The sequence below is a fragment of the Spongiibacter sp. UBA1325 genome (assembly GCF_002306875.1).
In the GTDB taxonomy this organism is placed as follows: domain Bacteria; phylum Pseudomonadota; class Gammaproteobacteria; order Pseudomonadales; family Spongiibacteraceae; genus Spongiibacter; species Spongiibacter marinus.
In genome coordinates, this window is the sequence record NZ_DBTD01000009.1 from 644,366 (window position 1) to 666,931 (window position 22,566).

At 57.4% G+C, this 22,566-nt stretch carries 20 protein-coding genes; 16 read left to right on the top strand and 4 right to left on the bottom strand.

Features of this window, described 5'->3' with window-relative positions:
• Nucleotides 1-30: 30 nt before the first annotated feature.
• Nucleotides 31-2,205 (bottom strand): primosomal protein N', encoded by a 2,175-nt coding sequence (locus B3K78_RS11515; protein WP_286695581.1) that lies wholly within the window; start codon nucleotides 2,203-2,205, stop codon nucleotides 31-33.
• 247 nt (nucleotides 2,206-2,452) lie between these two features.
• On the opposite strand from B3K78_RS11515, the gene rpmE reads away from it, so the two are divergent.
• The 5 genes from rpmE (at nucleotide 2,453) to B3K78_RS11540 (ending at nucleotide 7,356) form a co-directional block, all read left to right on the top strand.
• Nucleotides 2,453-2,671 (top strand): 50S ribosomal protein L31, encoded by a 219-nt coding sequence (gene rpmE / locus B3K78_RS11520; protein WP_204997209.1) that lies wholly within the window; start codon nucleotides 2,453-2,455, stop codon nucleotides 2,669-2,671.
• A 262-nt stretch (nucleotides 2,672-2,933) separates the two neighbouring features.
• A complete protein-coding gene (locus B3K78_RS11525) occupies nucleotides 2,934-4,181 on the top strand; it encodes a malic enzyme-like NAD(P)-binding protein (RefSeq protein WP_204997199.1) in 1,248 nt (415 codons plus the stop codon).
• A 75-nt stretch (nucleotides 4,182-4,256) separates the two neighbouring features.
• Entirely contained in the window at nucleotides 4,257-4,685 is a 429-nt protein-coding gene (locus B3K78_RS11530) for a hypothetical protein (RefSeq protein WP_286695582.1), read from the top strand.
• A 129-nt stretch (nucleotides 4,686-4,814) separates the two neighbouring features.
• Complete coding sequence (locus tag B3K78_RS11535) at nucleotides 4,815-6,947, top strand: TonB-dependent receptor (RefSeq protein WP_286695583.1); 2,133 nt, start codon at nucleotides 4,815-4,817, stop codon at nucleotides 6,945-6,947.
• 157 nt (nucleotides 6,948-7,104) lie between these two features.
• Complete coding sequence (locus B3K78_RS11540) at nucleotides 7,105-7,356, top strand: hypothetical protein (protein ID WP_204997202.1); 252 nt, start codon at nucleotides 7,105-7,107, stop codon at nucleotides 7,354-7,356.
• A gap of 72 nt (nucleotides 7,357-7,428) precedes the next feature.
• Here the strand turns inward: B3K78_RS11540 and B3K78_RS11545 are convergent, their stop codons facing one another.
• Nucleotides 7,429-8,958, bottom strand: coding sequence for a hypothetical protein (locus B3K78_RS11545; RefSeq protein ID WP_286695584.1), 1,530 nt, complete (start codon nucleotides 8,956-8,958; stop codon nucleotides 7,429-7,431).
• Nucleotides 8,959-9,248: 290 nt separating this feature from the next.
• On the opposite strand from B3K78_RS11545, the gene B3K78_RS11550 reads away from it, so the two are divergent.
• The 4 genes from B3K78_RS11550 to B3K78_RS11565 all read left to right on the top strand — a co-directional run bounded on the left by B3K78_RS11550 (nucleotide 9,249) and on the right by B3K78_RS11565 (nucleotide 11,926).
• Nucleotides 9,249-9,686, top strand: coding sequence for an OsmC family protein (locus tag B3K78_RS11550; protein WP_286695585.1), 438 nt, complete (start codon nucleotides 9,249-9,251; stop codon nucleotides 9,684-9,686).
• A 90-nt stretch (nucleotides 9,687-9,776) separates the two neighbouring features.
• A complete protein-coding gene (locus tag B3K78_RS11555) occupies nucleotides 9,777-10,271 on the top strand; it encodes a DUF2059 domain-containing protein (RefSeq protein WP_286695586.1) in 495 nt (164 codons plus the stop codon).
• 118 nt (nucleotides 10,272-10,389) lie between these two features.
• The gene (locus B3K78_RS11560; protein WP_286695587.1) at nucleotides 10,390-11,307 is read left to right on the top strand and encodes a sensor domain-containing diguanylate cyclase; all 918 of its coding nucleotides are present in this window, start codon (nucleotides 10,390-10,392) and stop codon (nucleotides 11,305-11,307) included.
• A gap of 103 nt (nucleotides 11,308-11,410) precedes the next feature.
• Nucleotides 11,411-11,926 carry a porin family protein gene (locus B3K78_RS11565; RefSeq protein ID WP_286695588.1) on the top strand — a complete coding sequence of 172 codons (516 nt, stop codon included), beginning with the start codon at nucleotides 11,411-11,413 and terminating at the stop codon, nucleotides 11,924-11,926.
• A 21-nt stretch (nucleotides 11,927-11,947) separates the two neighbouring features.
• Here B3K78_RS11565 and B3K78_RS11570 read toward each other — a convergent pair whose 3' ends face one another.
• Nucleotides 11,948-12,838, bottom strand: coding sequence for a LysR family transcriptional regulator (locus B3K78_RS11570; RefSeq protein WP_204996075.1), 891 nt, complete (start codon nucleotides 12,836-12,838; stop codon nucleotides 11,948-11,950).
• Nucleotides 12,839-12,949: 111 nt separating this feature from the next.
• On the opposite strand from B3K78_RS11570, the gene B3K78_RS11575 reads away from it, so the two are divergent.
• Together B3K78_RS11575 and B3K78_RS11580 are read left to right on the top strand one after the other, a co-directional pair.
• Nucleotides 12,950-14,176, top strand: a complete 1,227-nt coding sequence (locus B3K78_RS11575) for an acyl-CoA dehydrogenase family protein (RefSeq protein ID WP_027875154.1) — start codon at nucleotides 12,950-12,952, stop codon at nucleotides 14,174-14,176.
• A gap of 20 nt (nucleotides 14,177-14,196) precedes the next feature.
• Nucleotides 14,197-15,018 carry an SDR family oxidoreductase gene (locus B3K78_RS11580; protein WP_286695589.1) on the top strand — a complete coding sequence of 274 codons (822 nt, stop codon included), beginning with the start codon at nucleotides 14,197-14,199 and terminating at the stop codon, nucleotides 15,016-15,018.
• Here B3K78_RS11580 and B3K78_RS11585 read toward each other — a convergent pair whose 3' ends face one another.
• Nucleotides 15,019-15,441 carry an MAPEG family protein gene (locus B3K78_RS11585; RefSeq protein ID WP_286695590.1) on the bottom strand — a complete coding sequence of 141 codons (423 nt, stop codon included), beginning with the start codon at nucleotides 15,439-15,441 and terminating at the stop codon, nucleotides 15,019-15,021. It abuts the gene before it with no gap.
• 98 nt (nucleotides 15,442-15,539) lie between these two features.
• On the opposite strand from B3K78_RS11585, the gene B3K78_RS11590 reads away from it, so the two are divergent.
• The 5 genes from B3K78_RS11590 (at nucleotide 15,540) to ettA (ending at nucleotide 22,516) form a co-directional block, all read left to right on the top strand.
• Nucleotides 15,540-16,289 (top strand): SDR family oxidoreductase, encoded by a 750-nt coding sequence (locus B3K78_RS11590; protein WP_286695591.1) that lies wholly within the window; start codon nucleotides 15,540-15,542, stop codon nucleotides 16,287-16,289.
• A gap of 60 nt (nucleotides 16,290-16,349) precedes the next feature.
• Nucleotides 16,350-17,105 (top strand): ABC transporter ATP-binding protein, encoded by a 756-nt coding sequence (locus tag B3K78_RS11595; RefSeq protein ID WP_286695592.1) that lies wholly within the window; start codon nucleotides 16,350-16,352, stop codon nucleotides 17,103-17,105.
• On the top strand, nucleotides 17,105-19,507 hold the full coding sequence (locus B3K78_RS11600; protein WP_286695593.1) for an ABC transporter permease: 2,403 nt from the start codon (nucleotides 17,105-17,107) through the stop codon (nucleotides 19,505-19,507). Before B3K78_RS11595 ends, B3K78_RS11600 begins: the two co-directional genes overlap by 1 nt.
• A 5-nt stretch (nucleotides 19,508-19,512) precedes the next feature.
• Nucleotides 19,513-20,724 carry an efflux RND transporter periplasmic adaptor subunit gene (locus tag B3K78_RS11605; protein WP_286695594.1) on the top strand — a complete coding sequence of 404 codons (1,212 nt, stop codon included), beginning with the start codon at nucleotides 19,513-19,515 and terminating at the stop codon, nucleotides 20,722-20,724.
• A gap of 130 nt (nucleotides 20,725-20,854) precedes the next feature.
• On the top strand, nucleotides 20,855-22,516 hold the full coding sequence (ettA, locus tag B3K78_RS11610; protein WP_027875150.1) for an energy-dependent translational throttle protein EttA: 1,662 nt from the start codon (nucleotides 20,855-20,857) through the stop codon (nucleotides 22,514-22,516).
• The last annotated feature ends 50 nt before the right edge of the window (nucleotides 22,517-22,566 follow it).

The window sequence follows — 22,566 nt, forward strand, 5'->3', positions numbered from 1 at the left end:
TATCGCTGTTTCAGGCGTCGGCCGCCACCATCAGAACATCTCGATGGGGTCGACGTCGACCGACCAGCGCAATTGGCCGCGCTTACTGAGGGATTCTGCCACATTACAGGCCACTGCCAACTGCTGATGCAAGGTGCGGCGCTCGCTGGCTTGCAGAATAAGTGAGGCGCGGAAGCGGCCCGCGCGGCGGGCCATGGGCGCGGGCAGGGGCCCGAGAAGTTGCCAGCCGGGTGCGGGCGGCTGCAGGGAGTTGCGCAGCTGCTGCAAAAACTGCTCGGCATCCTGCAGCTGCGGTGCATCGCAGCGAATCACCGCACTGAAGGTGTAAGGTGGCAGGTCGAGCAGGCGCCGTTCTGCCAGCTGTGCGGCGGCAAAGTCGCGATAGCCGTGTTGGCTCAGGCTCTGTAAGGCGGGATGAGCGGGGCAGTGAGTTTGCAGCAATACTTCGCCGGGCCGGTCTGCGCGTCCGGCACGTCCGGCGACCTGCAGCAGAAGTTGGGCGCTGTTTTCGGTGGCGCGGTAGTCAGCGCTGAACAGACCGGCGTCCATATCGACGATGCCGACCAGTGTCACGGCGGGGAAGTGGTGGCCCTTGGCGAGCATTTGGGTGCCGACCAAAATGCAGGGTTCACCCTTATTCACCTCTTTAACGAGTTCGGCCATGCTGTCGCGCCCGGCGGTGGTGTCGCGGTCGATCCTCAACACCGGGGCGTCAAAGTGTTGGTTTAGAAACATTTCCAGGCGCTCGGTGCCGGGACCGTCGTAGATCCACTGGCTGTTGCCACAGTCCGGGCAACTGGCTGGCATGGCGCGAACGGCTTCGCAGTGGTGGCAGCGCAATTGGCGGCGCTTGTAGTGAACGGTCATGCGCGCGTCGCAGGCGTGGCAGTCGGCAATCCAGCCGCAGCAATGGCATTGCAGGGTGGGGGCGAAACCGCGGCGGTTGAGAAACAGCAGGCTTTGGTTGCCGGCGCGCAAATTGTTGGCGACGGCGCTGAGCAAGGCATCGCTCAAACCGTGCTGTAAGGCTTGCTGGCGAATATCGAGCAGCCGTATTGGTGCCTCGCAGGCGTTGCCGGCGCGCTGGCGTAAGCGCAACACCCGATAGCGACCCAGGTCGGCGTTGTGCAGGCTGTCGAAGCTGGGGGTGGCGCTACCGAGGATAACCGGACACTGGCTATCGGCTGCGCGCTTTACGGCAATGTCGCGGGCAGAATAGCGCCAGCCGTCTTGCTGTTTGTAGGAGCTGTCGTGCTCTTCGTCGACGATGACCAAGCCCAGGCGCGGCAGGTCGGCAAATACCGCTGAGCGCGTACCCAGAATAATGTCGGCGCGGCCCTCGCGGGCGGCTTGCCAATTGTGCCAGCGTTGCCGCTCGCTTAAACCGGAGTGCAGGCTGCGTACGCGACCGGGGAAACGCTGTTCGAAGCGGCGCAGGGTCTGCGGGGTGAGGCCAATTTCGGGCACCAGTACCAAGGTCTGTTTGCCGTTGGCCAGCGCGTGGGCGATGGCTCGCAGATACACCTCGGTTTTGCCGCTGCCAGTGATGCCGTCGAGTAAAAAGCGGGCGAATTGGCCGTCGCTATCAATAATTTGTTGCAGGGCGTCGGCTTGCTCGCTGTTGAGTGTGGGGCCCTGCTCGGCGGGGGCGGGCGTGCTGGACGGTTCGGCTTCTTCAATCAGGGCATGCTGCTGCAAGGCGCGCACAATGCTGGCGCTAAAGCCCAGGGCAGTGATGTCTGCGCGCGTTAACGGGCCGTTTTCCAACAGGGCGTTGAACAGCGCGCGTTGCTGGTGAGCACGCGGAGAGAGTTTGGCAATATCGGCATTTGCACGGAGCTGCCACGCTGCGGTGTTCTCTGCCGTCGGCGGTGCGCTGCGCCGCAGCGCGAGAGGCAGCATTTGGTGCAGGCAGTCGCCAATGGGGTGGTGGTAGTAGTGTGCGGCCCATTTCCCCAAGTCCAGCAGCGACGTGGATAAGCTGGCTTGCTCGTCCAGCACTTCAATGACGGCTTTTAGTTTGCTGGCATCGACGTCGGTGTTGTCGGTGGGGCCGAGGACAACGGCAATCACGTCGCGCCGCCCAAAGGGCACCTTCACCCGTGTGCCGGGCTGTATGTCGCGCTGCAACGACGCCGGCCACAGGTAGTCGAAGCGGCGTCTAAGGGGGCAGGGAATGGCGATGGATGCGAGAGTGTCGGCCATGGCATGGGCTTGTGCAAAACCGCCAGTGTATAAGAATCTGCAGTGGGTTGAGAGCATAATTCTAATCGGTGCTGGGCAGTGCTTGCTTATATGCCCAGTTCTGCTAATATTCGCGGCCTGTTTTTCGGTGGTTTTTTGTTCAGTTGGTCGGCGCAAATCCCTGCTCTTCCCAGCTTCCACTGAGCGCATCAGCCCAGCGCGGTGCCCGGCAAGAGATCGGGTGGCGGCGTCCAAAGAGGATCTAATGATGAAAGCGGATATCCATCCAAAGTACGAAGATGTTAACGTTACCTGCAGCTGCGGTAACCAGTTTCAAACCCGCTCAACCCTGGCGGAAGACCTGCACGTAGACGTATGTTCTGCCTGCCACCCTTTCTACACTGGTAAGCAGAAAATGCTGGATACCGGTGGTCGTGTTGATCGCTTCCGCAAGCGTTTCGGCAGCCGCGGTGGTGTTAAAAGCTAAGTTGCTTACATTTGCGCCACAACCTCTGGCGTTGATGATCGCAAAAATGCCCGGGCGCCAGCGCTTGGGCATTTTTTTTAGTGAGTCGCAAGGCGGTACTACGCCTGCAGGCTTGCTTTGAAACCCGCTGATAGCGGGGCACTGGGCCACGGCGTGGCTTGTGAGTGGGGGCAGTTTTCTATATGCTTTCACGCCTTTATGAACGCACCTGACCACCTTTACGCGTTCGCCCTTCTGGAATGCACAAACCGAGAGCATGACAATGTCCAAAGATGTTAAGCAGGCGGCTCTGGATTACCACTCGATCCCCTCGCCAGGCAAAATTGGTATCAGCCTGACCAAGCCCGCCGAAACACAATACGATCTTTCGCTGGCCTACAGCCCAGGCGTGGCTGAGCCGGTGCGCGAGATCGCCAAGGACCCGCTCAACGCATACAAGTACACCAGTAAGGGCAACCTGGTCGCGGTTATCTCCAATGGCAGTGCAATTCTCGGTTTGGGTGATTTGGGCCCTGCCGCCAGCAAGCCGGTAATGGAAGGCAAGGCGCTGCTGTTTAAGCGTTTTGCCGACATCGATTCCATTGATATCGAGGTGGACGCAGAAGACTCTCAAGCCTTCATTGATACCGTGCGCCGTATTGCCGATACCTTTGGCGGCATCAATCTGGAAGATATTAAAGCGCCTGAGTGCTTTGAGATTGAGCGGATTCTGATTGAGCAATGCAATATTCCGGTTTTCCACGACGATCAGCACGGCACCGCCATTGTGACGGCGGCGGGAATGCTGAACGCTCTGGAGATTCAAGGTAAATCCATCGAGAGTGCGCGCATCGTTTGCTTGGGCGCGGGCTCGGCGGCCATTGCCTGCATGCGCTTGCTGATCAGCCTGGGTGCGAAATACGAAAACCTGTTTATGATCGACCGCCGCGGCGTTATCACGCCGGGCCGTGAGGGCTTAAACGAATATAAAGAAGAGTTTGCCAACGGCGCCGGTCCCAAGACCCTGGTAGAGGCGATCGACGGTGCCGATGTCTTTGTCGGTCTGTCTGGCGCCAACCTGCTGAGCGAAGACATGCTGCGCAGTATGGCTGCCAAGCCGATCGTATTCGCTTGTTCAAACCCTGACCCAGAGATTTCACCAGAGCTGGCGATGAGTGTGCGCGACGACTTGATTATGGCGACTGGGCGCTCTGATTATCCCAATCAGGTTAATAACGTTTTGGGTTTCCCATTTATCTTCCGCGGTGCGTTGGATGTGCGTGCTACGGAGATTAATGAAGCGATGAAAGTGGCCGCAGTTCACGCCATTCGTGAGCTCGCCAAAGAAGACGTACCACAAGTGGTGGTCGATGCTTGCCAGTGTGGTGAGCTGAGCTTTGGCCCGAATTATATTATTCCCAAGCCGGTGGATCGGCGCTTGCTGGGTTCGGTAGCCGCAGCGGTGGCCCGCGCGGCTGTCGACAGTGGTGTTGCTCTGCTGCCCTATCCCGAGCACTACCCGCTGAGCTAATCAGCTGATATTAGAGTCGCGCCCAGCGCGGCTTTTTTATATCTGCGCAGAGCAGGCATCTGTTTCGAGGTGACCATGACACAGGCAGTAACATTGGCGCTGGCGTCGTCGGGTTTGTTCTTGTTGGCTGGCCTGGTCGGCGGAGTGCTTAAATACCACGGCATTATGACCCGGCCGGGGCATCGTGCTCATCCCTATATCGATATCGCTCACCGCGCTGCGCTAATGTACAGCTTCACTGCCTTGGTGATGGCGGCGTTGCTCAAATACAGCCCCTATTCCGCGACGCTACAGTTGTGGATTACCGCGGTACCGCTGTTCTTTTTCGCCACCGCCATAGCCCGGTATTTTCAGCTTGGCATTCAAGGCCGGGAGAAGAATCAATTTAAGCAGCGCAACTTCATTACCACCTGGGGCATGGCGCTGCTGATAGTGGGTGAAGTCGGCGGTGTTGCCGCGATTGTCTGGGGGTTTTTCCGCAGCCAGGTTCTGGGCGGCGTCTAACAGCCCACGTCTTAACAGGCGAGGCCCTGGCATATGACCTGCTTGTCTCACATCGTGCTCAGCACGCTTGTTCCTGTGCAATAGTTATATGATAATGCTTATCATTAACCATCTGCTGTGGAATCCCTAATGTCACCTTTCTTCTCTGCCCGCGCCGCTATGCTGCGGGGTGTCGCGCTTGTTATTGCCAGCTCCGCCGTTATGGCACAGGGCACAGAGTCAGCTGCCAGCCCACCAAAACTTGAGGAGATCCTGGTTACAGGTGACCCAATGCAGCGCAGCAGCCTGGATACTGTTGGCAGCGTCAGTATTGTTTCTGCCGACACTATTGAAGCCATGAATGTGCGCGATCTCTACGACTTGCTATTACGAAGCCCAAATTTGAATGCCGCAAGAGAGGACAAATTCTCTGTCCGCGGTATTTCCAATGAGGGCATTGGCCCGGGTGGTACAGGGCGGCCGACAGTAAGTATCTTCATTGATGGCGCTCGCCAGCCCGGTCGGGGGGTGGGAAATACCTGGGACGTGAAGCAGGTGGAATTTTATCGCGGCCCCCAATCCACGGCTTTCGGCCCTGGTTCATTGGCGGGGGCGGTCGTGATCCAGAGTGAGTCGCCATCCAGTGAAGCCTATTCGGGCAAGCTTAAGGTAGGGGCAGCGAATTACGGTGGTCGCGAAGCCGGTGTCGCGGTGGGCGGCCCAATAGTGGGTGACCTGGCATTTCGCTACGCGGCCGAAACCAATCAAACCGACGGCGAGGTGACCAATATCACCTTAGGCGATGACAAGTGGCAGGCGCGTAAACGCTATATGCAGCGCTTCAAACTGGGCTGGGCTGGCAGCGATTGGTATTCCTTCGAGTTCACCCTGCAGGACAGTAAGTTACGCGAGGGCAACGAATACCAGTCGCCGGACTTGGCGCGCAAAGGGCAGGCCAGCGATGATGTTGATGGCTTCTATGATGACAATAGCACGCTGGCTGTGCTCACCCAGCACGTGGATATTAATGCGGCGCTTCGCCTCAGCCTGATTGTGAGCGGCAGCAACAACGATAATATTCGCAAGGGCGACTATGATATTTCGGCTGAGGATGGTGGCTATTTCATCAATTCCGTCGAGGCTGAAAACCGAGCAGCTGAACTGCGTTTGCGATACCAGGGTGACACCCTGAAGGGCGTTGTTGGCGCCTATCTCGCCAAAGATGAATTACAGGGAAACTCGGCAAGTGTCGATCTGCCCTATGAGCTCGGTGCGGGAATCCGGGCGCGGGCTGATGCAGACTTGGTCGCTGAGCGGGAGGCTGACACCCAGGCCATTTATGCCGAGGCTGATTGGGACTTTGCCTTCGACTGGACGCTAACGCTGGGCATGCGCTACGAAGAGAATGACGCGGACAGTCGTAGTGCCTTTATTGTTAAGGGGGCTCGCCCCGTCGACCCGATTACCGGTACAACGCTGCCCGGTGATCTCAGCCCGCTTTTAAAACCGTTGTTGGACAGTGATGCACAGGCGCCGAGCAGCGACTCTGTGTTTTTGCCAAAGGTGGCACTGAGCTACGATCTTAATGACGCCGTGACCGCCTTTGTTGCTGCCAGCCAGGGGTATCGCGCTGGCTCGGTAGATTTTGTCAGCGATGGCGAGTCGCCGAGTTATGGCCCCGAGTACACCAATAATTATGACCTTGGTGTGAAGTGGCGGGGCGCGCGGTGGCAGGCGCAGCTGACAGTCTTTCGTATCGACTATCGCGATATGCAGATTGGTGTGCGTGTTGATGCGGCGAATTTTCGCACTGACAATGCTGGTGAGGCGCAGTCTGAAGGCGTTGAGCTGGAATTCAGTGGCGAGCTGGGGCGTGGTTTCAGTCTGTTCGGCGGCGCTGGCTATGTAAGCACGGCGTTCACTGAATACGAAGATGATGGCGTCGATTTTGCGGGTAATCGCTTTCCCAATGCGCCATTACGAAATGCCAATATTGGGCTTGCCTGGCAACAAAATGGCTACTTCGCCAATATCAATTGGGCCTATGCTGCTGACAGCTACACCGACCGTGAAAACACCGCCGGCTTGAAAGCCGATTCGCGGCGGCTCTTGGGCGCACGGCTAGGCTATCGCGGAGAGCGCTATGGCATAGAGCTCTTCGGTGAGAATTTGACCGATGAGTTTTATATTACCGATCGCTTTAATAGTCCGTCGTTAGGTATTGATGCTCTGTATGTCGGCGACCCGCGTGAATATGGTGTTCGCTTGAGCTATCAATTTTAGGGCCTTCGAGGCCCGCAGACGAAAAGCGAAATAGAGCTAAGTACAACTCGCGAGAGGGTAAGTGCGGGTTTTTCTCTATATTGAGGAGAAAGCCCCTTCCCTGCTTACTGATTGTGGGCGGGAATGATGTGTATCCCAATCTAGAGCGGTTATTGTGATGAGTGCTGAACGACGTCAAACCCAAGCTCCCATTCCCGATAATCTCGAAGAGCTACTTTCTGAGTTGCAACTGCTGACCATTCGCCGGGTTGAGGATTTTGGCGGTCGTCTGTGGTTTGTGCGCAGGCCGCTTTTTCAGGACGTTGTGCCGGTTGTGAATTGCTCGCTAAATCACGGTGCTGAGACAGCGGTTGTTGAGTTGGATGGGTCTCTGACCACTCAGCATGGACTGATCATTCGAGAAGATTAAGCGCGACGGCAAAAAAAAAGCGCGGCTTAAGCCGCGCAAATCTCGTACGTCTGGAGGACGAACAAGTACAACTTACATTGCCAGTTCCGCAGTAATGAACGGGATGGGTGGCAACAATGTGATTTGTGGATTCAGCAAAGTTCCGCCTTCAGTAAAGTAAGCCGGTACAGAGGCTGGGTCGTCGGCCATTACACCTACCACCGGAATCAGCGTGAATACCAAATCTGGCCCCAAGGTGTCCTGAAAGCCCGCTAATGACTGCGGATCAGCAGCGATTGCGGTACCAAAGTCCTGTAGGGCAACGACAATGCTCTCGATCTTCGCGGGGCTAAAGTAATCAACAAAGCCTTGGAACTGGGGTGGGATGCCACCGCTACCGCCGCCCATGCCCGGAATAGGCAGAGCATCTAAACCGGGAATGCTTGGTGCGCCGCCACCGCCGAGGCCAGCGAGGGCATCAAACAAGGGTGCTAAAGCGTCCAGTCCGGGTGCGCCGCCGCTACCGCCGCCCATTCCGGGGATAGGCAGGGCATCTAAGCCAGGAATGCTTGGCGCGCCGCCGCCACCAAGACCAGCGAGGGCGTCAAACAGCGGTGCCAGGGCATCCAGTCCGGGTGCGCCGCCGCTACCGCCGCCCATGCCGGGGATAGGCAGAGCATCTAAACCGGGAATGCTTGGTGCGCCGCCACCGCCGAGGCCGGCGAGGGCATCAAACAACGGTGCTAAGGCGTCCAGTCCGGGTGCGCCGCCGCTACCGCCGCCCATGCCGGGGATAGGCAGAGCGTCTAAACCGGGAATGCTCGGTGCACCGCCACCGCCGAGGCCAGCGAGGGCGTCAAACAAGGGGGCTAAGGCGTCCAGTCCGGGTGCGCCGCCGCTACCACCGTCCATGCCGGGGATAGGCAGGGCATCTAAGCCAGGAATGCTTGGCGCGCCGCCACCGCCGAGGCCAGCAAGGGCATCGAACAAGGGGGCTAAGGCATCCAGTCCGGGTGCGCCGCCGCTACCGCCGCCCATGCCGGGAATAGGCAGAGCATCTAAGCCGGGCAGGCTTGGCGCGCCGCCACCGCCAAGACCAGCGAGGGCATCGAGCAACGGTGCTAAGGCATCCAGTCCGGGTGCGCCGCCGCTACCGCCGCCCATGCCGGGAATAGGCAGAGCGTCTAAGCCGGGCAGGCTTGGCGCGCCGCCACCGCCAAGACCAGCGAGGGCATCAAACAACGGTGCTAAGGCGTCCAGTCCGGGTGCACCGCCGCTACCACCGCCCATGCCGGGAATAGGCAGAGCGTCCAGACCGGGCAGGCTTGGCGCGCCGCCGCCACCAAGACCAGCGAGGGCGTCAAATAAGGGTGACAGGGCGTCTAAGCCCGGGGCACCACCGAGAGCATCGAGCCCGGGGAGGCCGCCGTCAGGTAAGCCGTCAAGCCCTGGCAGCCCGCCGCCACCCAGTGAATCCAGAGGCAGGGCGCTAAGGCCGGGAATGCTGCCCAACAGGCCCGTCAATGCGTCCAGTGGCAGAGGAGCGGTTTGCGCGTGTCCCGCGCTAGAGGCCGCGAGCGCAACGCTCAGGGCCAACGTGTTTTTAATCTTTTTAAATGGCATGAGAAGTCTCCCTTCATCCTTAATTATTACTTTGAGCGGAGCGAGATCACGACACCGCCTGTCTGCGAGATACCACTAGGTGTCGCTCTAGAAATATCACGGACAGCGCTTGTTGCGTCTTAGTTGTGATTTGAACAGGGGGTAGTACGAATGTACCTAGGTATTTACCCCTATATTGGTCGGGGTGCTGAGTGGGTCACATCTTTAACAAGCGGTGGCGTTCTTGATCGAGCGCATGTTTTGCTGGTGAGGGGCTGTGTTTGAATGGTTGCCTGGAAAGGAGAACCCCTATGCAAGCACTTCCCCATTTGTACACGGTCAGTGGTCGCGCCGAGGCGGCTTCAGACGTTAGCTTGAGCGCGGCCGGGCTGGAAACCCTGCTATCGGCACCGCCCGCTGAATTTGGTGGCCCGGGTGACAAGTGGTCGCCGGAAACGCTGTTACTGGCATCAATGGCCGATTGCTTTATTTTAACCTTCAAGGCGGTGGCCCGGGCCTCTCATCTTGAATGGTTGAGTCTGTCCTGCGAGGTGGATGGCACTTTGGAGAAAAGCGACGGTGCTGTCCGGTTTACGCGTTTCGTTACCCGCGCTCGCCTGGAAATACCGGAGGGCGTCAGTGTGGAGGTGGCTGAGCGCCTGCTGCACAAATCTGAGAAAGCCTGCCTAATCGCGAACTCTGTCAGCGGTGAGAAGGTGTTAGAGGCGGCTGTCAGCGTGGCGACATAGTCTCTGCGATGGCGGTGTTGTGCACCTCAGCGGGACGTTGGCAGGCTGAGCGGTTATGCTTGGGCGCTAATACCGTTGATGAGACTGCCAATGAAAACACCTGCTATATTGTTGTGCGCATGCCTGTTCGCGATGCCGGGTTATGCGCAATCTGCTGATGAAAAACACGCGCTGGTTGATAGCTTGCTTGAGCTGACGGGCCAGTCAGTGCCAACCATCGCCAGCCAATTTTCCCGCCTGTTTAACGACAGCCTGACCCGTCAGTTGCGGGCCAGTTACCCGAATTTACCCGCAGCGGCGAACAGCGTGGTTAAAGAAGAGGTTGATGCGGTGATATACAGCCAGCTCATTGCCAGCGATGCCTATGCCAATGCGATGCGCGAGATTTATACTGAGGCATTGACCGGCCCCCAGCTCCGTGAGCTATTGACGTTTTATCGTAGTGACCTGGGAAAAACGCTGCTGCGCGTCACGCCGGCAATCAATGCGCGCAGCAGTCAACTGGGGCGAGAGTACGGTGAACGCCTATCTGCGGAGATTCGTCGTCGCGTTAGCCAGCGGCTAGAGAAGGAAAAGCTCCTCTGACGATTCGCGCTAGGGGTTAATGCGAATACAACGGTTATTAATTTGCCCGCAACCTAAAAGGCCCGTTGTAAGTGGTAAAAGTGGCATGCGACGGACGTCCTTTAATGGTGATGTTGGCATGGAACGGTCGCATGAATTCCTGAAAATGACCCTCGATACGATGAGCGAGCATATCGCCGTCATCGACGAGACTGGTTTGATCCTCTACGTAAACAGCCGTTGGCGGCAGTTTGCTGAGCAAAACGCTTGCACACCCCACTGCGAGTGGAAGGGGCAAAACTACTTGTCGGTGTGCGACCGCTCGGCGGCATCGGGAGACGAATTAGCGGGGCGCGCGGCGGCAGGTATTCGCGATTTGATCAACAGTCAGCGTAACCATTTTTATCTGGAGTACCCCTGCGACAGTCCTGAGCAGTCGCGTTGGTTCATGATGCGCGTCACGCGTTTTTCTCTCTGTGACGTCAGTTACTTTGTCATTTCCCATCAAGATATTACCGAGAGGAAGCAGGCTGAAGAGCTGGTAAGTAAGCTCGCCCGCTCGGATGGTTTAACTGGCGTGGCGAATCGACGGTGTTTTGACGAGTTTTTGCGCAATGAGTGGCGGCGCTGCGCCCGCCTTGGGCTGCCTGTTAGCCTGGCAATTATTGATATCGACTATTTCAAACTGGTCAACGACACCTACGGTCACCAGTCCGGGGATGACTGCCTCAGGCAGGTAGGGCAGTTGTTGAGCCAGTTTGCAAAGCGCTCCACAGACATCTGCGCCCGCTACGGTGGCGAGGAGTTTGCGCTGGTGATGGGCAATACCTCCATTGAGCAAGCGCGGGCACTCCTCGAGCCGTTGAATGCCGCGATCAAGCAGCTTGCCCTGCCAAACCGAGCGTCGCCAATAGCGTCGGTGCTCACCGCCAGTGTGGGTTTGGCCTGCTTGGCTCCCAGGCCTGATAGTAGCGAGGATGCGCTACTGGCCTTGGCCGATGCGCAACTCTATGCCGCGAAGGCTGCCGGGCGTAACCAGCTTGCGGCGGCGAGTTGAGGTATGCCTAGTGATGCCTTACAGATCTAAGTATTACCCCAGATGGCTGTCTCTACTATAACAGCTACCCTATGGTGCAAATTTTTCTATAAGGATTGTTGTTATGAAGGGATTCGCTCCTTTTGTTTGTTTGGGTATTTTGTCGTCTCCAGTGTTGGCGAATGAGCAAGATCCTGTCGTCTATATTGGTGCAATCTACTCTCACATACTCTACGAGGCTGGTGATTTTGACGGTGATCTAGCTGCCTACGGTGCTTTGTTGGGTTTCCCCGTAAACGAGCATTTTGCAATTGAGCTACGTTATTTGGTCGGTGAAGAGGGGGAAACCACGAACGTAGGAAGCAGCGTAGACGTTAATGATATGTTGGGTGCCTACCTTCGCGCTGGTATGCCTCTTTCGGATCGCCTCTATCCGTATGCGTTGCTCGGTAAAAGTAAGTTTGAACTAAATGGCGGCGCCCCAGGTGATGGCGGTAAGAGTGGGTTGAGTTACGGCTTGGGTATGCAGGTTTCTTTTACTGAGTCGCCAGCGCTCATCAATATCGAGTATGCGAGTTTGCTAGACAGGGACGACTACGAGTTGGCTGGTCTCACAGTAAGTCTGCAGGTGCAGTACTAGCTATCATAGGGCGGCGGACGCTCACAGTGTTGCCGCCAATGCGATGAGCTGTTCGCGTAGCCAGCGATGCCCCGCGTCGGCGTTGGCGCTGCGGTGCCAGTAGAGCGTCATATCGAGTGTGGGGGTAAGCACAGGCAAGGGTTGCAGCGCCAAGCCGAGCAAGTCGGCGTAGCGCTCACCCAGTTGCTGGGGAAGGGTGAGCAGCAGCGATGATGCAGCCACGACGTGGCAGGCTGCATGGTAGCTCTGACCGCGTACCTGCACCTGACGTTTGAAGCCCTGTTGCTGTAACTGTATGTCCTCAAACAGCGCTCCCTCCCGCCGCCCGGAAACACCGATATGTCGCGCCTGCAGGTAGCCTTCCATGGTGAGAGCGTGCGCGGCCAGTGGATGGTCGGCACGCATCAGTACGCAGAGTGGCTCACTGCGCAAGGGGCGCTGCTCAATACTGCTGTCGACAGTTTGGGGAACATCCACCGCTAATGACAGCTCCCCAAGGGCGAGGTGGCGGCTGAGTTGATCCCGACGCAGCCGCCGACTGTGCAAAGAAAGCCCGGGTGCACTTGCTGAAAGTTGCTTGATCAGTGGCGGCAGCAGCAGGAATTCCATGGTGTCGCCCAGACCTAATACAAAGCGCCGCTGTGAGGCGCTTGGCTCAAAATGCTGCCCGCGGTGCACGCTGTCTTGCAACAAACTCAGCGCGGATTGGATGTCGTCGGCGATGGCGTCAGCGACCGGCGTTGGCGCGATGCTACGACCACGCCTGATGAACAGGGGGTCGTCAAAATGTTCGCGCAGGCGCGACAGGGCGTTGCTCACCGCCGGTTGGCTTAGGTGGAGGTCGCGGGCGGCTTCCGTTAACGAGCCAGCGCGGTAGATCGCGTCAAAAACGCGAAAGAGATTCAGGTCCATGGCGGCCACTCAATTCATTCATAATTAGAATAATAACTGATTTATAAAATAAATTAGACTGATGTTTTGAGTCGCCGTAATCTGGTTGGCTAAACCCGTAAGGAGCCGATCATGGATTTCAGTCTCAGCCCTCGTGCCCAGGACTTGCGCGACCAAGTTCGTCATTTCATTGATAACCATATTATGCCCGTTGAAGAGGCCGTACTGCCGGAGTTGCTGCTTAGCAAACACGGCGGTGACTGGGGGCAGTGGTCGGTGTTGCCGCAGGTGGAAGCACTGAAGGAGAAAGCCCGCGAACTTGGGTTGTGGAATCTGTTTTTGCCCGATGCCGAATTCGGCGCCGGCCTGTCAGTAAGCGAATATGCGGTGCTTGCCGAGCAAATGGGGCGTTCGCATTTTGCGCCTGAAGTCTTTAACTGCAATGCGCCCGACACCGGCAATATGGAGGTGTTGTGGAAGTATGGCAGCGAGGCGCAAAAAGCCCGCTGGCTCACCCCGTTGCTGAATGCTGAAATTCGATCGGTGTTCTTTATGACCGAACCGGATGTTGCCTCTTCCGATGCCACCAATATGGAAGCCACCATAGCGGTAGACGGCGACGAGCTGGTGCTCAACGGTAAAAAATGGTGGTCGACAGGGGTGGGTGATCCGCGCTGTGAAGTCGGCGTATTTATGGGGCTGAGCAACCCCGATGCCGCGCGCCACAGTCGCCATTCCATGGTGTTGGTACCGATGAATACGCCAGGCGTGACCATCAAACGCATGCTGCCGGTGTTTGGCGGCTTTGATGAGCCTATCGGTCACGGCGAGGTGTGGTTTGACAATGTTCGCGTGCCTAAAGACAACTTGATTTTGGGTTTGGGGCGCGGTTTTGAAATTGCTCAGGGCCGACTGGGGCCGGGACGTATTCACCACTGTATGCGCGCCATTGGCGCCGCTGAACGCGCATTGGAGTTAATGATTAAGCGCGGTCAGTCGCGGCAGGCCTTTGGCAAGCCGCTGATTAAGTTGGGCGCCAACCCCGAGCGTGTTGCCGACCTGAGAATTGCCATCGACCAAGCCCGATTGCTCACGCAATATGCCGCGTGGAAGATCGACCAGGTCGGCGCCATGGCGGCGCTCAGCGAAATTTCTGCGATCAAGGTGGTCGCGCCCAATGTGCTGCAAAATGTCGTGGATGAAGCCATTCAATTATATGGCGGAGCGGGTCTAAGCAATGACACGCCGCTGGCATCCATGTTTGCAATGGCAAGGGTATTGCGCATCGCCGACGGCCCAGATGCGGTGCACCGCAATTTGATTGCCCGACTAGAATTTGCCAAATACAACACACCCTAAGGCGAGGCACAGAGATCACTATGGCAAGTATGACAACGCAGGCTCCGCGCGTATTTATTACCGGCGGCGCATCGGGATTGGGGCGCGCCTTGGCCGAGCGCTATGCGCAGGCGGGTTACTGGGTGTGCATCGGCGATATCCATAAGGAGCGCGGTGAAGAAACCCTGCAAGCGCTTCAGGCGGTTACCACCGCGCAATATTTGCACTGCGATGTGCAGCGCGAAGACGACCTGCAGTCTGCCGCTGATTGGCTGCGCCAGCACTGGTCCGGTGTGGATGTGGTGATCAACAACGCTGGGGTTGCCACGGCCGGTGCGATAGATGAGCAGAGCATGGAAGACTGGCAGTGGGTAATGGACATCAATGTGTTGGGTGTGGTGCGCGGTTGCAAGGTGTTCACGCCGCTGTTGCGTCAGCAGGGCGGTGGCCACCTGGTGAATGTGGCGTCGCTGGCAGGGGTGATTCATCCACCGAAAATGGCGTCCTACTGTGCAACCAAAGCGGCGGTGGTGGCGTTATCGGAAACGCTGACCCTGGAGCTGGATAGCGACAATATTGCCGTTTCGGTTGTGTGCCCGGCGTTCTTTCGAACCAACTTGGCAGAATCGCTGCGCGCCTCAGACCCGACATCGACGGTATTAACTCAGAAGTTGGTTAACAAGGCGAAAGTAAGCGCTGACGAGATTGCCGAGAAGGTATTTCGAGGGGTGGAGGAGAAGCAGTTTAAAATTCTTACCCACGACGACAGCAAGCGTTTGGTGATGCTAAAACGCCTGCTGCCCTATCGCTGGTTTCGTAAAATTATGCTGAAAAATACTGCGGGCATGATGCGTAAGCGCTGATTAGATCAGTGCCAACAGTGCATTCACTGCCATGCCGAGCACGGCCAGGCTGCTTAGCGCAAAAATACTGAATCGCAGCATCACCACGTTGCTGGTGCTTTGCACGATGCTGTGGGCAACACGGCATGCCACATAAAACCAGGCGAGCGCCAGGTTAATGCCATCGCCCTGGCCAAGCATAGCCAGCACGATTGCCGTGGCATAAAAGATGGTCGGTTGCTCCATTAGGTGGTTGTAGTTGTCCGCCTTCCATTGAATGCGCTTGTCCATCATGGTTGCCAGCTCGGCGGTGCGCTCGCCAGTGCTGGGCGGCATGCGCGCTTTTCGCATTGCCGGGAGTCGCGCCATGGCCATCCAGCTGAGCATAACCATGCTCCACAGCACCAGGATGATCACCGGTAGTAAAATGGGAGAGGCGTCCATAGTCTTTTCCTTTGTTGTGATTTTTATCGATGTGGCCGCTTTGGCCTGAAGCGAATATAACAATATCCATGTGAATAGAAATGAGATCGGGGGACGTTATGTTTAGAAAGAATGTGTTGATTACCGGCGCTAGCTCGGGCCTTGGTGAGGGCATGGCGCGGGCGTTTGCTGCGAAAGGCTGCAACTTGGCGCTGTGCGCACGGCGGGTTGAAAACCTGGAGGCGATTAAATCGGACCTTGAGGCAAAACACCCCGATGTTCAGGTGCTGATTAAAGCCCTGGATGTGTGTGACTATGAGCAGGTGTTTACCGTCTTTAATGCTTTTCGCGATGAGTTGGGTAGCCTCGATAGAGTGATTGTGAATGCGGGAATGGGCAAGGGTGCGTCGATGGGTACCGGGTACTTCCACGCCAACCTTCGCACCGCACAGACTAATTTCACGGGTGCCTTGGCGCAGTGCGAAGCGGCAATGACCATATTTCGCGAGCAAAATGCCGGGCACTTGGTCACCATCTCTTCAATGAGTGCGCTGCGTGGCATGCCGCGTGCCATCAACATTTACGCTGCTACCAAAGCGGGGCTGCGCACCATGACAGAGGGGCTGCGCGCCGATGTTATTGGCACGCCGATCAAAGTGAGTTGTATCCTTCCGGGCTTTATTCTCACACCCATCAACGAAGATCTGAAAAAAGCGCCAATGCGGGTCGACCTGGAAACGGGGTGCAAGGCCTTGGTCAAGGCTATCGAGAAAGAGCCGGGCGAAGCCAAAGTGCCGGGTTGGCCCTGGGTGCCGATGGGGTGGTTAATGAAGGTGTTGCCGCTGAGTGTGGTTGCCAAAATGACATAGGGCCAATGCCATTCGGTGACGCGCCTGTCGCGCAGCACCGTCCCGCCTTGCTATTCTGTAGTGGCAATTCACCAGGATGCGAGTGCTGACTACATGCCGGAGAAGGATGACGCGCCACTGGCCTTCCATGTACGGGGGCTAACCAAAACCTATGGCGCTGGCGAATCCAAGGTATACGCGCTGCGGGGGGTTGACCTTGATGTGCCGCGCGGCGAACTGGTGGTGCTGCTCGGCCAATCCGGCAGTGGTAAATCGACCCTGTTGAACATCCTCGGGGGGCTCGATTCACCCAGTGAGGGGCAGGTGTTTTTTAATGGCGAGGAGCTTACCGCCTTTAATGATCGTCACCTCACCGCCTACCGTCGCCAGCACGTAGGGTTCGTCTTTCAGTTTTACAATCTCATTCCCAGTTTGACCGCGCGTGAGAACGTGACCCTGGTAACCGAAATAGCCGAGCAGGCAATGGCGGCTGAAGAGGCGCTGCAGTTGGTGGGATTGGGTGAGCGTATGGACCATTTCCCTGCCCAGTTGTCTGGCGGTGAGCAGCAGCGAGTCGCCATTGCCCGAGCGATAGCCAAACAGCCGCGCGTGCTGCTTTGCGACGAGCCAACCGGGGCGCTGGACAGCAAGACCGGTGTCGTTGTGTTGGAAGCCTTGTCCAGTGCCAATCGCAGGCTCGATACCACGACCTTGGTGATTACCCACAATGCTGGCATCGCTGAGATGGCGGATCGGGTATTAATTATGGCCGACGGGGCGATTAAGGAAACCCGTGTTAACGCCCAGCCACTCAAGCCCTCGGAGCTGAGCTGGTAATGGCCGGTTGGTGGCGCCGGGCCCGAGGCTTACTGTGGCTGAAGCCGCTGGATCGAAAATTACTGCGCGACCTCTGGCATATTAAAGGCCAGGCATTTGCTATTGCGATTGTGATTGCTTGCGGTGTGGGCATGTACGTGATGTCCAAGGGGATGCTGGTGTCTCTGGAGGAGACTCGCAGCGCTTACTATGAGCGCTACCGCTTTGCTGATGTGGTGGCGCCGGTTAAGCGCGCCCCGCGTGCGCTGCTCGATGAAATCGCTGCTCTCCCCGGAGTGCGCCGTGCCGAGAGTCGCATTCGCGTGGCGGCGATATTGGATGTTGTCGGCGCGCAGGCACCGATCTCAGGGCAGATCATTTCACTGCCCGATGCGCCGCAACCCCGTATTAACGATATCGTTCTGCGCAGTGGGCGCTATTTAGATCCTCAGCACAGCAATGAGGTGTTGGTGTTGGAGTCCTTCGCCAATGCGCACAAGCTGACGCTCGGCGATCATCTCTATGCCATTCTCAATGGTACACAGCGACGCTTAACGCTGGTGGGAACCGTATTATCTCCCGAGTATGTCTATGCCATTGCGCCGGGAGAATTGGTACCGGACGACCGCCGTTTTGGCGTGCTGTGGATGAGTCGAAAAGCGCTGGGTTCGGCATTTGACCTCGATGGCGCGTTTAATGAGGCGCTGATTTTGCACTCGCCGGGCAGCAGTGAAGACGCTCTGGTTGATCGTCTGGATACACTGCTTCGACCCTATGGCACGCCGGGCGCGTATGGTCGCTCTCATCAAATATCAGATCAATTTTTATCTAACGAAATTGACCAGCTCAATACGATGGGAAAGCTGCTGCCACCGATCTTTTTGTTGGTCGCCGCCTTTCTGCTAAACGTTGTTGTGAGTAGGCTTATTGAAACCGAGCGCGAGCAAATTGGTTTACTCAAGGCCTTTGGCTACGGCGACCTGTTTGTCGGTTTACATTACTTGAAAATGGTTGGAGCGATTACTGCCCTGGGCATTGCGATGGGTTGTATGCTGGGGCTGTGGTTGGGGCAGGGTTTGGCGGCTCTGTATATGGACTATTTTAAGTTTCCCTTCCTGCTGTTTCGCGCGCCAGCGTCGGTATTTCTCGTTGCCGCAGGGGTAAGCCTGCTGATCGCGGTGTTTGGCACCTTCTCTTCGGTTATCAAGGTGGTCCGGTTGCGGCCCGCGGTGGCGATGGTGCCGCCACCGCCACCTGACTACAGCCGCTCTGCATTGTGGCTCGAGTCCTTGTCGCGTTGGCTGGACCAACCCTCGCGGATGATATGCCGGCATATCTATCGCTGGCCGAAGCGCTCCGGCTTGACCTCGCTGGGCATTGCCCTGTCCATGGCGCTGCTTATCGGTTCGAGTTTTTCCATGGATGCCATGGTGCATATGATTGATGTGAGCTTTAACGTTATCGATCGGCAGGATGTAACGGTGAGCTTTGTCGAGCCCCGTAACGAGCGAGCATTGCAAGATTTACTGCACGAGCCCGGTGTCCTGGCGGCAGAGCCGTTTCGGGCAGTGCCTGTTATTTTCAAGAACGGCCAATATCGTCGACGAGAGTCGATAATCGGCCTCGCCCAGGGGAGTGAGTTGAGTCGCGTGGTCGATACGCACTACCAGCCTGTGGTCATTCCCGCCGAGGGGATTGTGTTGTCTGATAAGCTCGCCGAGTTACTTCACGTGGATGTTGGCGACCTGCTGTCTGTGGAGGTCGCCGAGGGGCGGCGGCCGGTGCTGGATGTTCCTGTGGTGGCAGTGGTGAAAACCTACATGGGAACATCGGCCTACATGAACTTGGTTAGTCTGAGTCGCTTGTTGAAAGAGGAGGTCGCGATTTCCGGTGGCTACCTGCTGGTCGATGGCGATCAGACCGAGGCCCTGTATCGCGCATTAAAAAATACCCCCATCGTCGCGGGTGTCGGTTTACAGGAAAGTGCTCAGCAAGCGTTTAACGATACCCTTCAAGAGAGTCTCGGCACCTTTGTCTTTTTCAATACCTTATTTGCCGGCCTGATTACGGTTGGGGTGGTGTACAACAGCGCGCGCATTTCTTTGTCTGAGCGCGGGCGTGAGTTGGCCAGCTTGCGAGTGCTGGGCCTGACCCGTGGTGAAGTGTCTTATATATTGCTCGGTGAGCTGGCGCTGCTGACTCTGTTGGCGTTGCCGCTGGGCGCGGTACTTGGTTACGGTCTGGCTTGGCTTATGGTCGCCTCGTTTGATACCGAGTTATTCCGCATCCCATTGGTGATTAACACAGCGACCTATGGTTATGCGGCATTAGTGGTGGTGCTGGCCGCCATTGTTTCGGGCTTGTTGGTGAGGCGTCGTATCGATCACCTCGACCTCGTTGCCGTACTTAAAACAAGGGAATGAACGCGATGGTAGCTTCCGCAGAAAGTAAAACCATTAAGCGCAGCATTATTGCGGTGCTTGTGGTGTCTTTGCTCGGTTTTTTTATCTACGCCTTTTCGCCCGACCCAGTGCCGGTTGATATGGCTGGTGTCTTTCGAGGCGATATGCAGGTGACTGTGAAAGATGAAGGTTATACCCGCATTGAGGATGTTTACGTGGTTTCAGCGCCGGTTGCCGGCCATTTATTGCGAATCGATCAACAAGTCGGCGATGCGGTGACGGCCGGCGAAACCCTATTAGCGAAGCTGCTGCCAAGCGATCCGGTGGTGTTGGACTCGCGCAGTCGTCGCCAGGCCGAAGCGAATTTGCGGGCTGCTAACGCCGCTCTGGTGTTGGCACGAGCGCAGGGCCAGGAGGTGGCCGCACAGCTTGATTTTGCTCGCAGTCAGTTGCAGCGCATTCGCCGAATGGCCGAGCAGGGCAGTGCCTCGGATGCGGAGCTGGATCGCGCCGAGTTAGCGCTGAAATCCGCGCTTGCGGCGAGTCGCAGTGCGCAGGCGGCTGAGGGTATGCGCGCCGCCGAGCTGGAAAATGCCAAAGCGGTGTTGGCGACGGCGGACGATCGCGACGAGGTGCAGGTGGTACCACTGGTATCGCCGATTAGTGGCCGCATCCTGCGTATCTTGCAGGAGAGCGAGAATGTGGTGGCAGCCGGAACTCCGTTGCTGGAGTTAGGCGATCCAGCGGAGCTGGAGGTGGTGGTTGATTTACTGTCGCGCGACGCTGTCAGGGTGGAAGACGGTGCTGAGGTCCACATCAGTGGCTGGGGCGGGGAGCAGCCGCTCCGAGGCCGTGTTCAGCGCGTTGAGCCCTATGGTTTTACGAAAATTTCCGCTTTGGGTATAGAAGAGCAGCGAGTGAATGTCATCGTGGAGTTGATCGGCGCGCAGTCGCTTTGGCAGGGGCTGGGCCACGGCTATCGGGTTGATGCTGAGGTGGAGCTTTGGCGCGGCAGCGATGTCGTACAGGTTGCCACTGGCGCATTATTTCGCAGTCAGGGGCAGTGGGCCGTATTCAGGGTGCTCGACAATAAGGCGGTACTGACGCCGGTCGTGGTGGGGCAAAATAATGGCCGCAGCGCGCAGGTGTTAGACGGGTTGAGTGTCGGGGAAACGGTAGTGCTGCACCCCAGTGAGCGCATCGCTGACGGTGTGGCGCTGGCCCTGAGAGAGCTATAGCGGCGCCGTCAATCGCGGTGAAGTGTGTGGCATCGCTGCTCTCGGATTGCCAATGCTCGCCCCTTTCGGTAACGTTCGCTCACATTTTGTTTGCCGCCTAGGGCGGTTTGTCGTGTATTCAGGAGTGACCATGGCGCAATTCGTCTACACCATGAATCGCGTGAGCAAAGTCGTGCCACCCAAGCGCGAGATTCTCAGCGATATTTCCCTTTCTTTCTTCCCGGGTGCCAAAATCGGTGTGCTGGGCTTGAACGGTGCCGGTAAGTCTACCTTGCTGCGCATTATGGCGGGGGTTGATACCGAATTTAATGGCGAGGCGCGCCCGCAGCCGGGTATCAAGATTGGTTACCTGCCCCAGGAGCCAGAGCTGGATCCGAGCAAAGACGTGCGCGGCAATGTCGAAGACGGCGTGGCAGAGGCGAAAGATGCGCTGGCCGAGCTGGACAAAGTCTACGCCGCCTACGCCGAGGCTGACGCCGACTTTGATGCGCTGGCCAAGCGCCAAGCCGAGCTGGAAGATATTATTCAGGCGACCGATGCCCACAACCTGGATCACAAACTGGAAGTGGCGGCCGATGCCTTGCGTCTGCCACCCTGGGATGCCGACGTAACAAAAATCTCCGGTGGTGAGCGCCGCCGTGTCGCGCTGTGTCGCTTGCTGTTGTCGAACCCGGATATGCTGCTGTTGGACGAGCCGACCAACCATTTGGATGCCGAATCGGTGGGCTGGTTGGAGCGCTTTTTATGTGACTTCCCTGGCACTGTGGTGGCGATCACGCACGACCGCTATTTCCTCGATAACGCCGCCAACTGGATTCTGGAACTCGACCGCGGCCGCGGTATTCCTTACGAGGGTAACTATTCCGACTGGCTGGAAGCCAAGGAACAGCGCCTGGAGCAAGAGGCCAAGTCGGAGGCGTCGCGCAAAAAAGCAATTGCCACCGAGCTGGAGTGGGTGCGCAGTAACGCCAAGGGGCGTCAAAGCAAGAGCAAGGCGCGTCTGGCGCGCTTTGAGGAAATGCAGTCGCAGGAATTCCAGTCGCGCAGCGAGACCAATGAGATCTACATTCCACCGGGTCCTCGCTTGGGCGACAAGGTGATTGAGGTGAATCACGTTAGCAAGGGCTACGGTGATCGCGCGCTGATTAACGATCTTAGCTTCAGTATTCCCAAGGGCGCGATTGTGGGTATTGTCGGCGGTAACGGCGCCGGTAAGTCCACTCTGTTCCGCATGATCAGCGGCAAGGAACAGCCTGATTCCGGCAGCATTGAGTTGGGCGAGACGGTGAAGCTGGTATCGGTGGAGCAAATGCGCGATGCCCTCGATGACAGCAAAACCGTGTGGGAAGCGGTGTCTGATGGCTTGGATGTATTGCGCATCGGCAGCTACGAAATTCCCTCGCGGGCCTATATTGGCCGCTTTAACTTCAAGGGCAGTGACCAGCAGAAGCGCGTGGGTGAGCTGTCCGGGGGTGAACGCGGTCGACTGCAATTGGCCTGCACGTTAAAAGAAGGCGGCAATGTGTTGCTGTTGGACGAACCGTCCAACGACCTCGACGTGGAAACCCTGCGTGCACTGGAAGACGCCATGCTGGACTTCCCCGGTTGCGCGCTGGTGATCTCCCACGATCGCTGGTTCCTCGACCGAATCGCCACCCACATTTTGGCCTATGAGGGCGACAGTGAGGTGGTGTTCTTTGAGGGCAATTACAGCGAATACCACGAGGACTTTGTGGCGCGCAAAGGCAACAATGCTGCGCCCAAGCGCATGAAGTACAAAAAACTAAAATAGTGCTGCCACCATGCGCGGCGGCAGCAATTGCCCCCGCGCACCGATAAAAG

Bases quoted from the DNA above. Each gene is read 5' to 3' on its own strand.
- B3K78_RS11515 (WP_286695581.1), bottom strand. From the start codon at position 2,205: ATGGCCGACACTCTCGCATCCATCGCCATTCCCTGCCCCCTTAGACGC.
- rpmE (WP_204997209.1), top strand. From the start codon at position 2,453: ATGAAAGCGGATATCCATCCAAAGTACGAAGATGTTAACGTTACCTGC.
- B3K78_RS11525 (WP_204997199.1), top strand. From the start codon at position 2,934: ATGTCCAAAGATGTTAAGCAGGCGGCTCTGGATTACCACTCGATCCCC.
- B3K78_RS11530 (WP_286695582.1), top strand. From the start codon at position 4,257: ATGACACAGGCAGTAACATTGGCGCTGGCGTCGTCGGGTTTGTTCTTG.
- B3K78_RS11535 (WP_286695583.1), top strand. From the start codon at position 4,815: ATGTCACCTTTCTTCTCTGCCCGCGCCGCTATGCTGCGGGGTGTCGCG.
- B3K78_RS11540 (WP_204997202.1), top strand. From the start codon at position 7,105: ATGAGTGCTGAACGACGTCAAACCCAAGCTCCCATTCCCGATAATCTC.
- B3K78_RS11545 (WP_286695584.1), bottom strand. From the start codon at position 8,958: ATGCCATTTAAAAAGATTAAAAACACGTTGGCCCTGAGCGTTGCGCTC.
- B3K78_RS11550 (WP_286695585.1), top strand. From the start codon at position 9,249: ATGCAAGCACTTCCCCATTTGTACACGGTCAGTGGTCGCGCCGAGGCG.
- B3K78_RS11555 (WP_286695586.1), top strand. From the start codon at position 9,777: ATGAAAACACCTGCTATATTGTTGTGCGCATGCCTGTTCGCGATGCCG.
- B3K78_RS11560 (WP_286695587.1), top strand. From the start codon at position 10,390: ATGGAACGGTCGCATGAATTCCTGAAAATGACCCTCGATACGATGAGC.
- B3K78_RS11565 (WP_286695588.1), top strand. From the start codon at position 11,411: ATGAAGGGATTCGCTCCTTTTGTTTGTTTGGGTATTTTGTCGTCTCCA.
- B3K78_RS11570 (WP_204996075.1), bottom strand. From the start codon at position 12,838: ATGGACCTGAATCTCTTTCGCGTTTTTGACGCGATCTACCGCGCTGGC.
- B3K78_RS11575 (WP_027875154.1), top strand. From the start codon at position 12,950: ATGGATTTCAGTCTCAGCCCTCGTGCCCAGGACTTGCGCGACCAAGTT.
- B3K78_RS11580 (WP_286695589.1), top strand. From the start codon at position 14,197: ATGGCAAGTATGACAACGCAGGCTCCGCGCGTATTTATTACCGGCGGC.
- B3K78_RS11585 (WP_286695590.1), bottom strand. From the start codon at position 15,441: ATGGACGCCTCTCCCATTTTACTACCGGTGATCATCCTGGTGCTGTGG.
- B3K78_RS11590 (WP_286695591.1), top strand. From the start codon at position 15,540: ATGTTTAGAAAGAATGTGTTGATTACCGGCGCTAGCTCGGGCCTTGGT.
- B3K78_RS11600 (WP_286695593.1), top strand. From the start codon at position 17,105: ATGGCCGGTTGGTGGCGCCGGGCCCGAGGCTTACTGTGGCTGAAGCCG.
- B3K78_RS11605 (WP_286695594.1), top strand. From the start codon at position 19,513: ATGGTAGCTTCCGCAGAAAGTAAAACCATTAAGCGCAGCATTATTGCG.
- ettA (WP_027875150.1), top strand. From the start codon at position 20,855: ATGGCGCAATTCGTCTACACCATGAATCGCGTGAGCAAAGTCGTGCCA.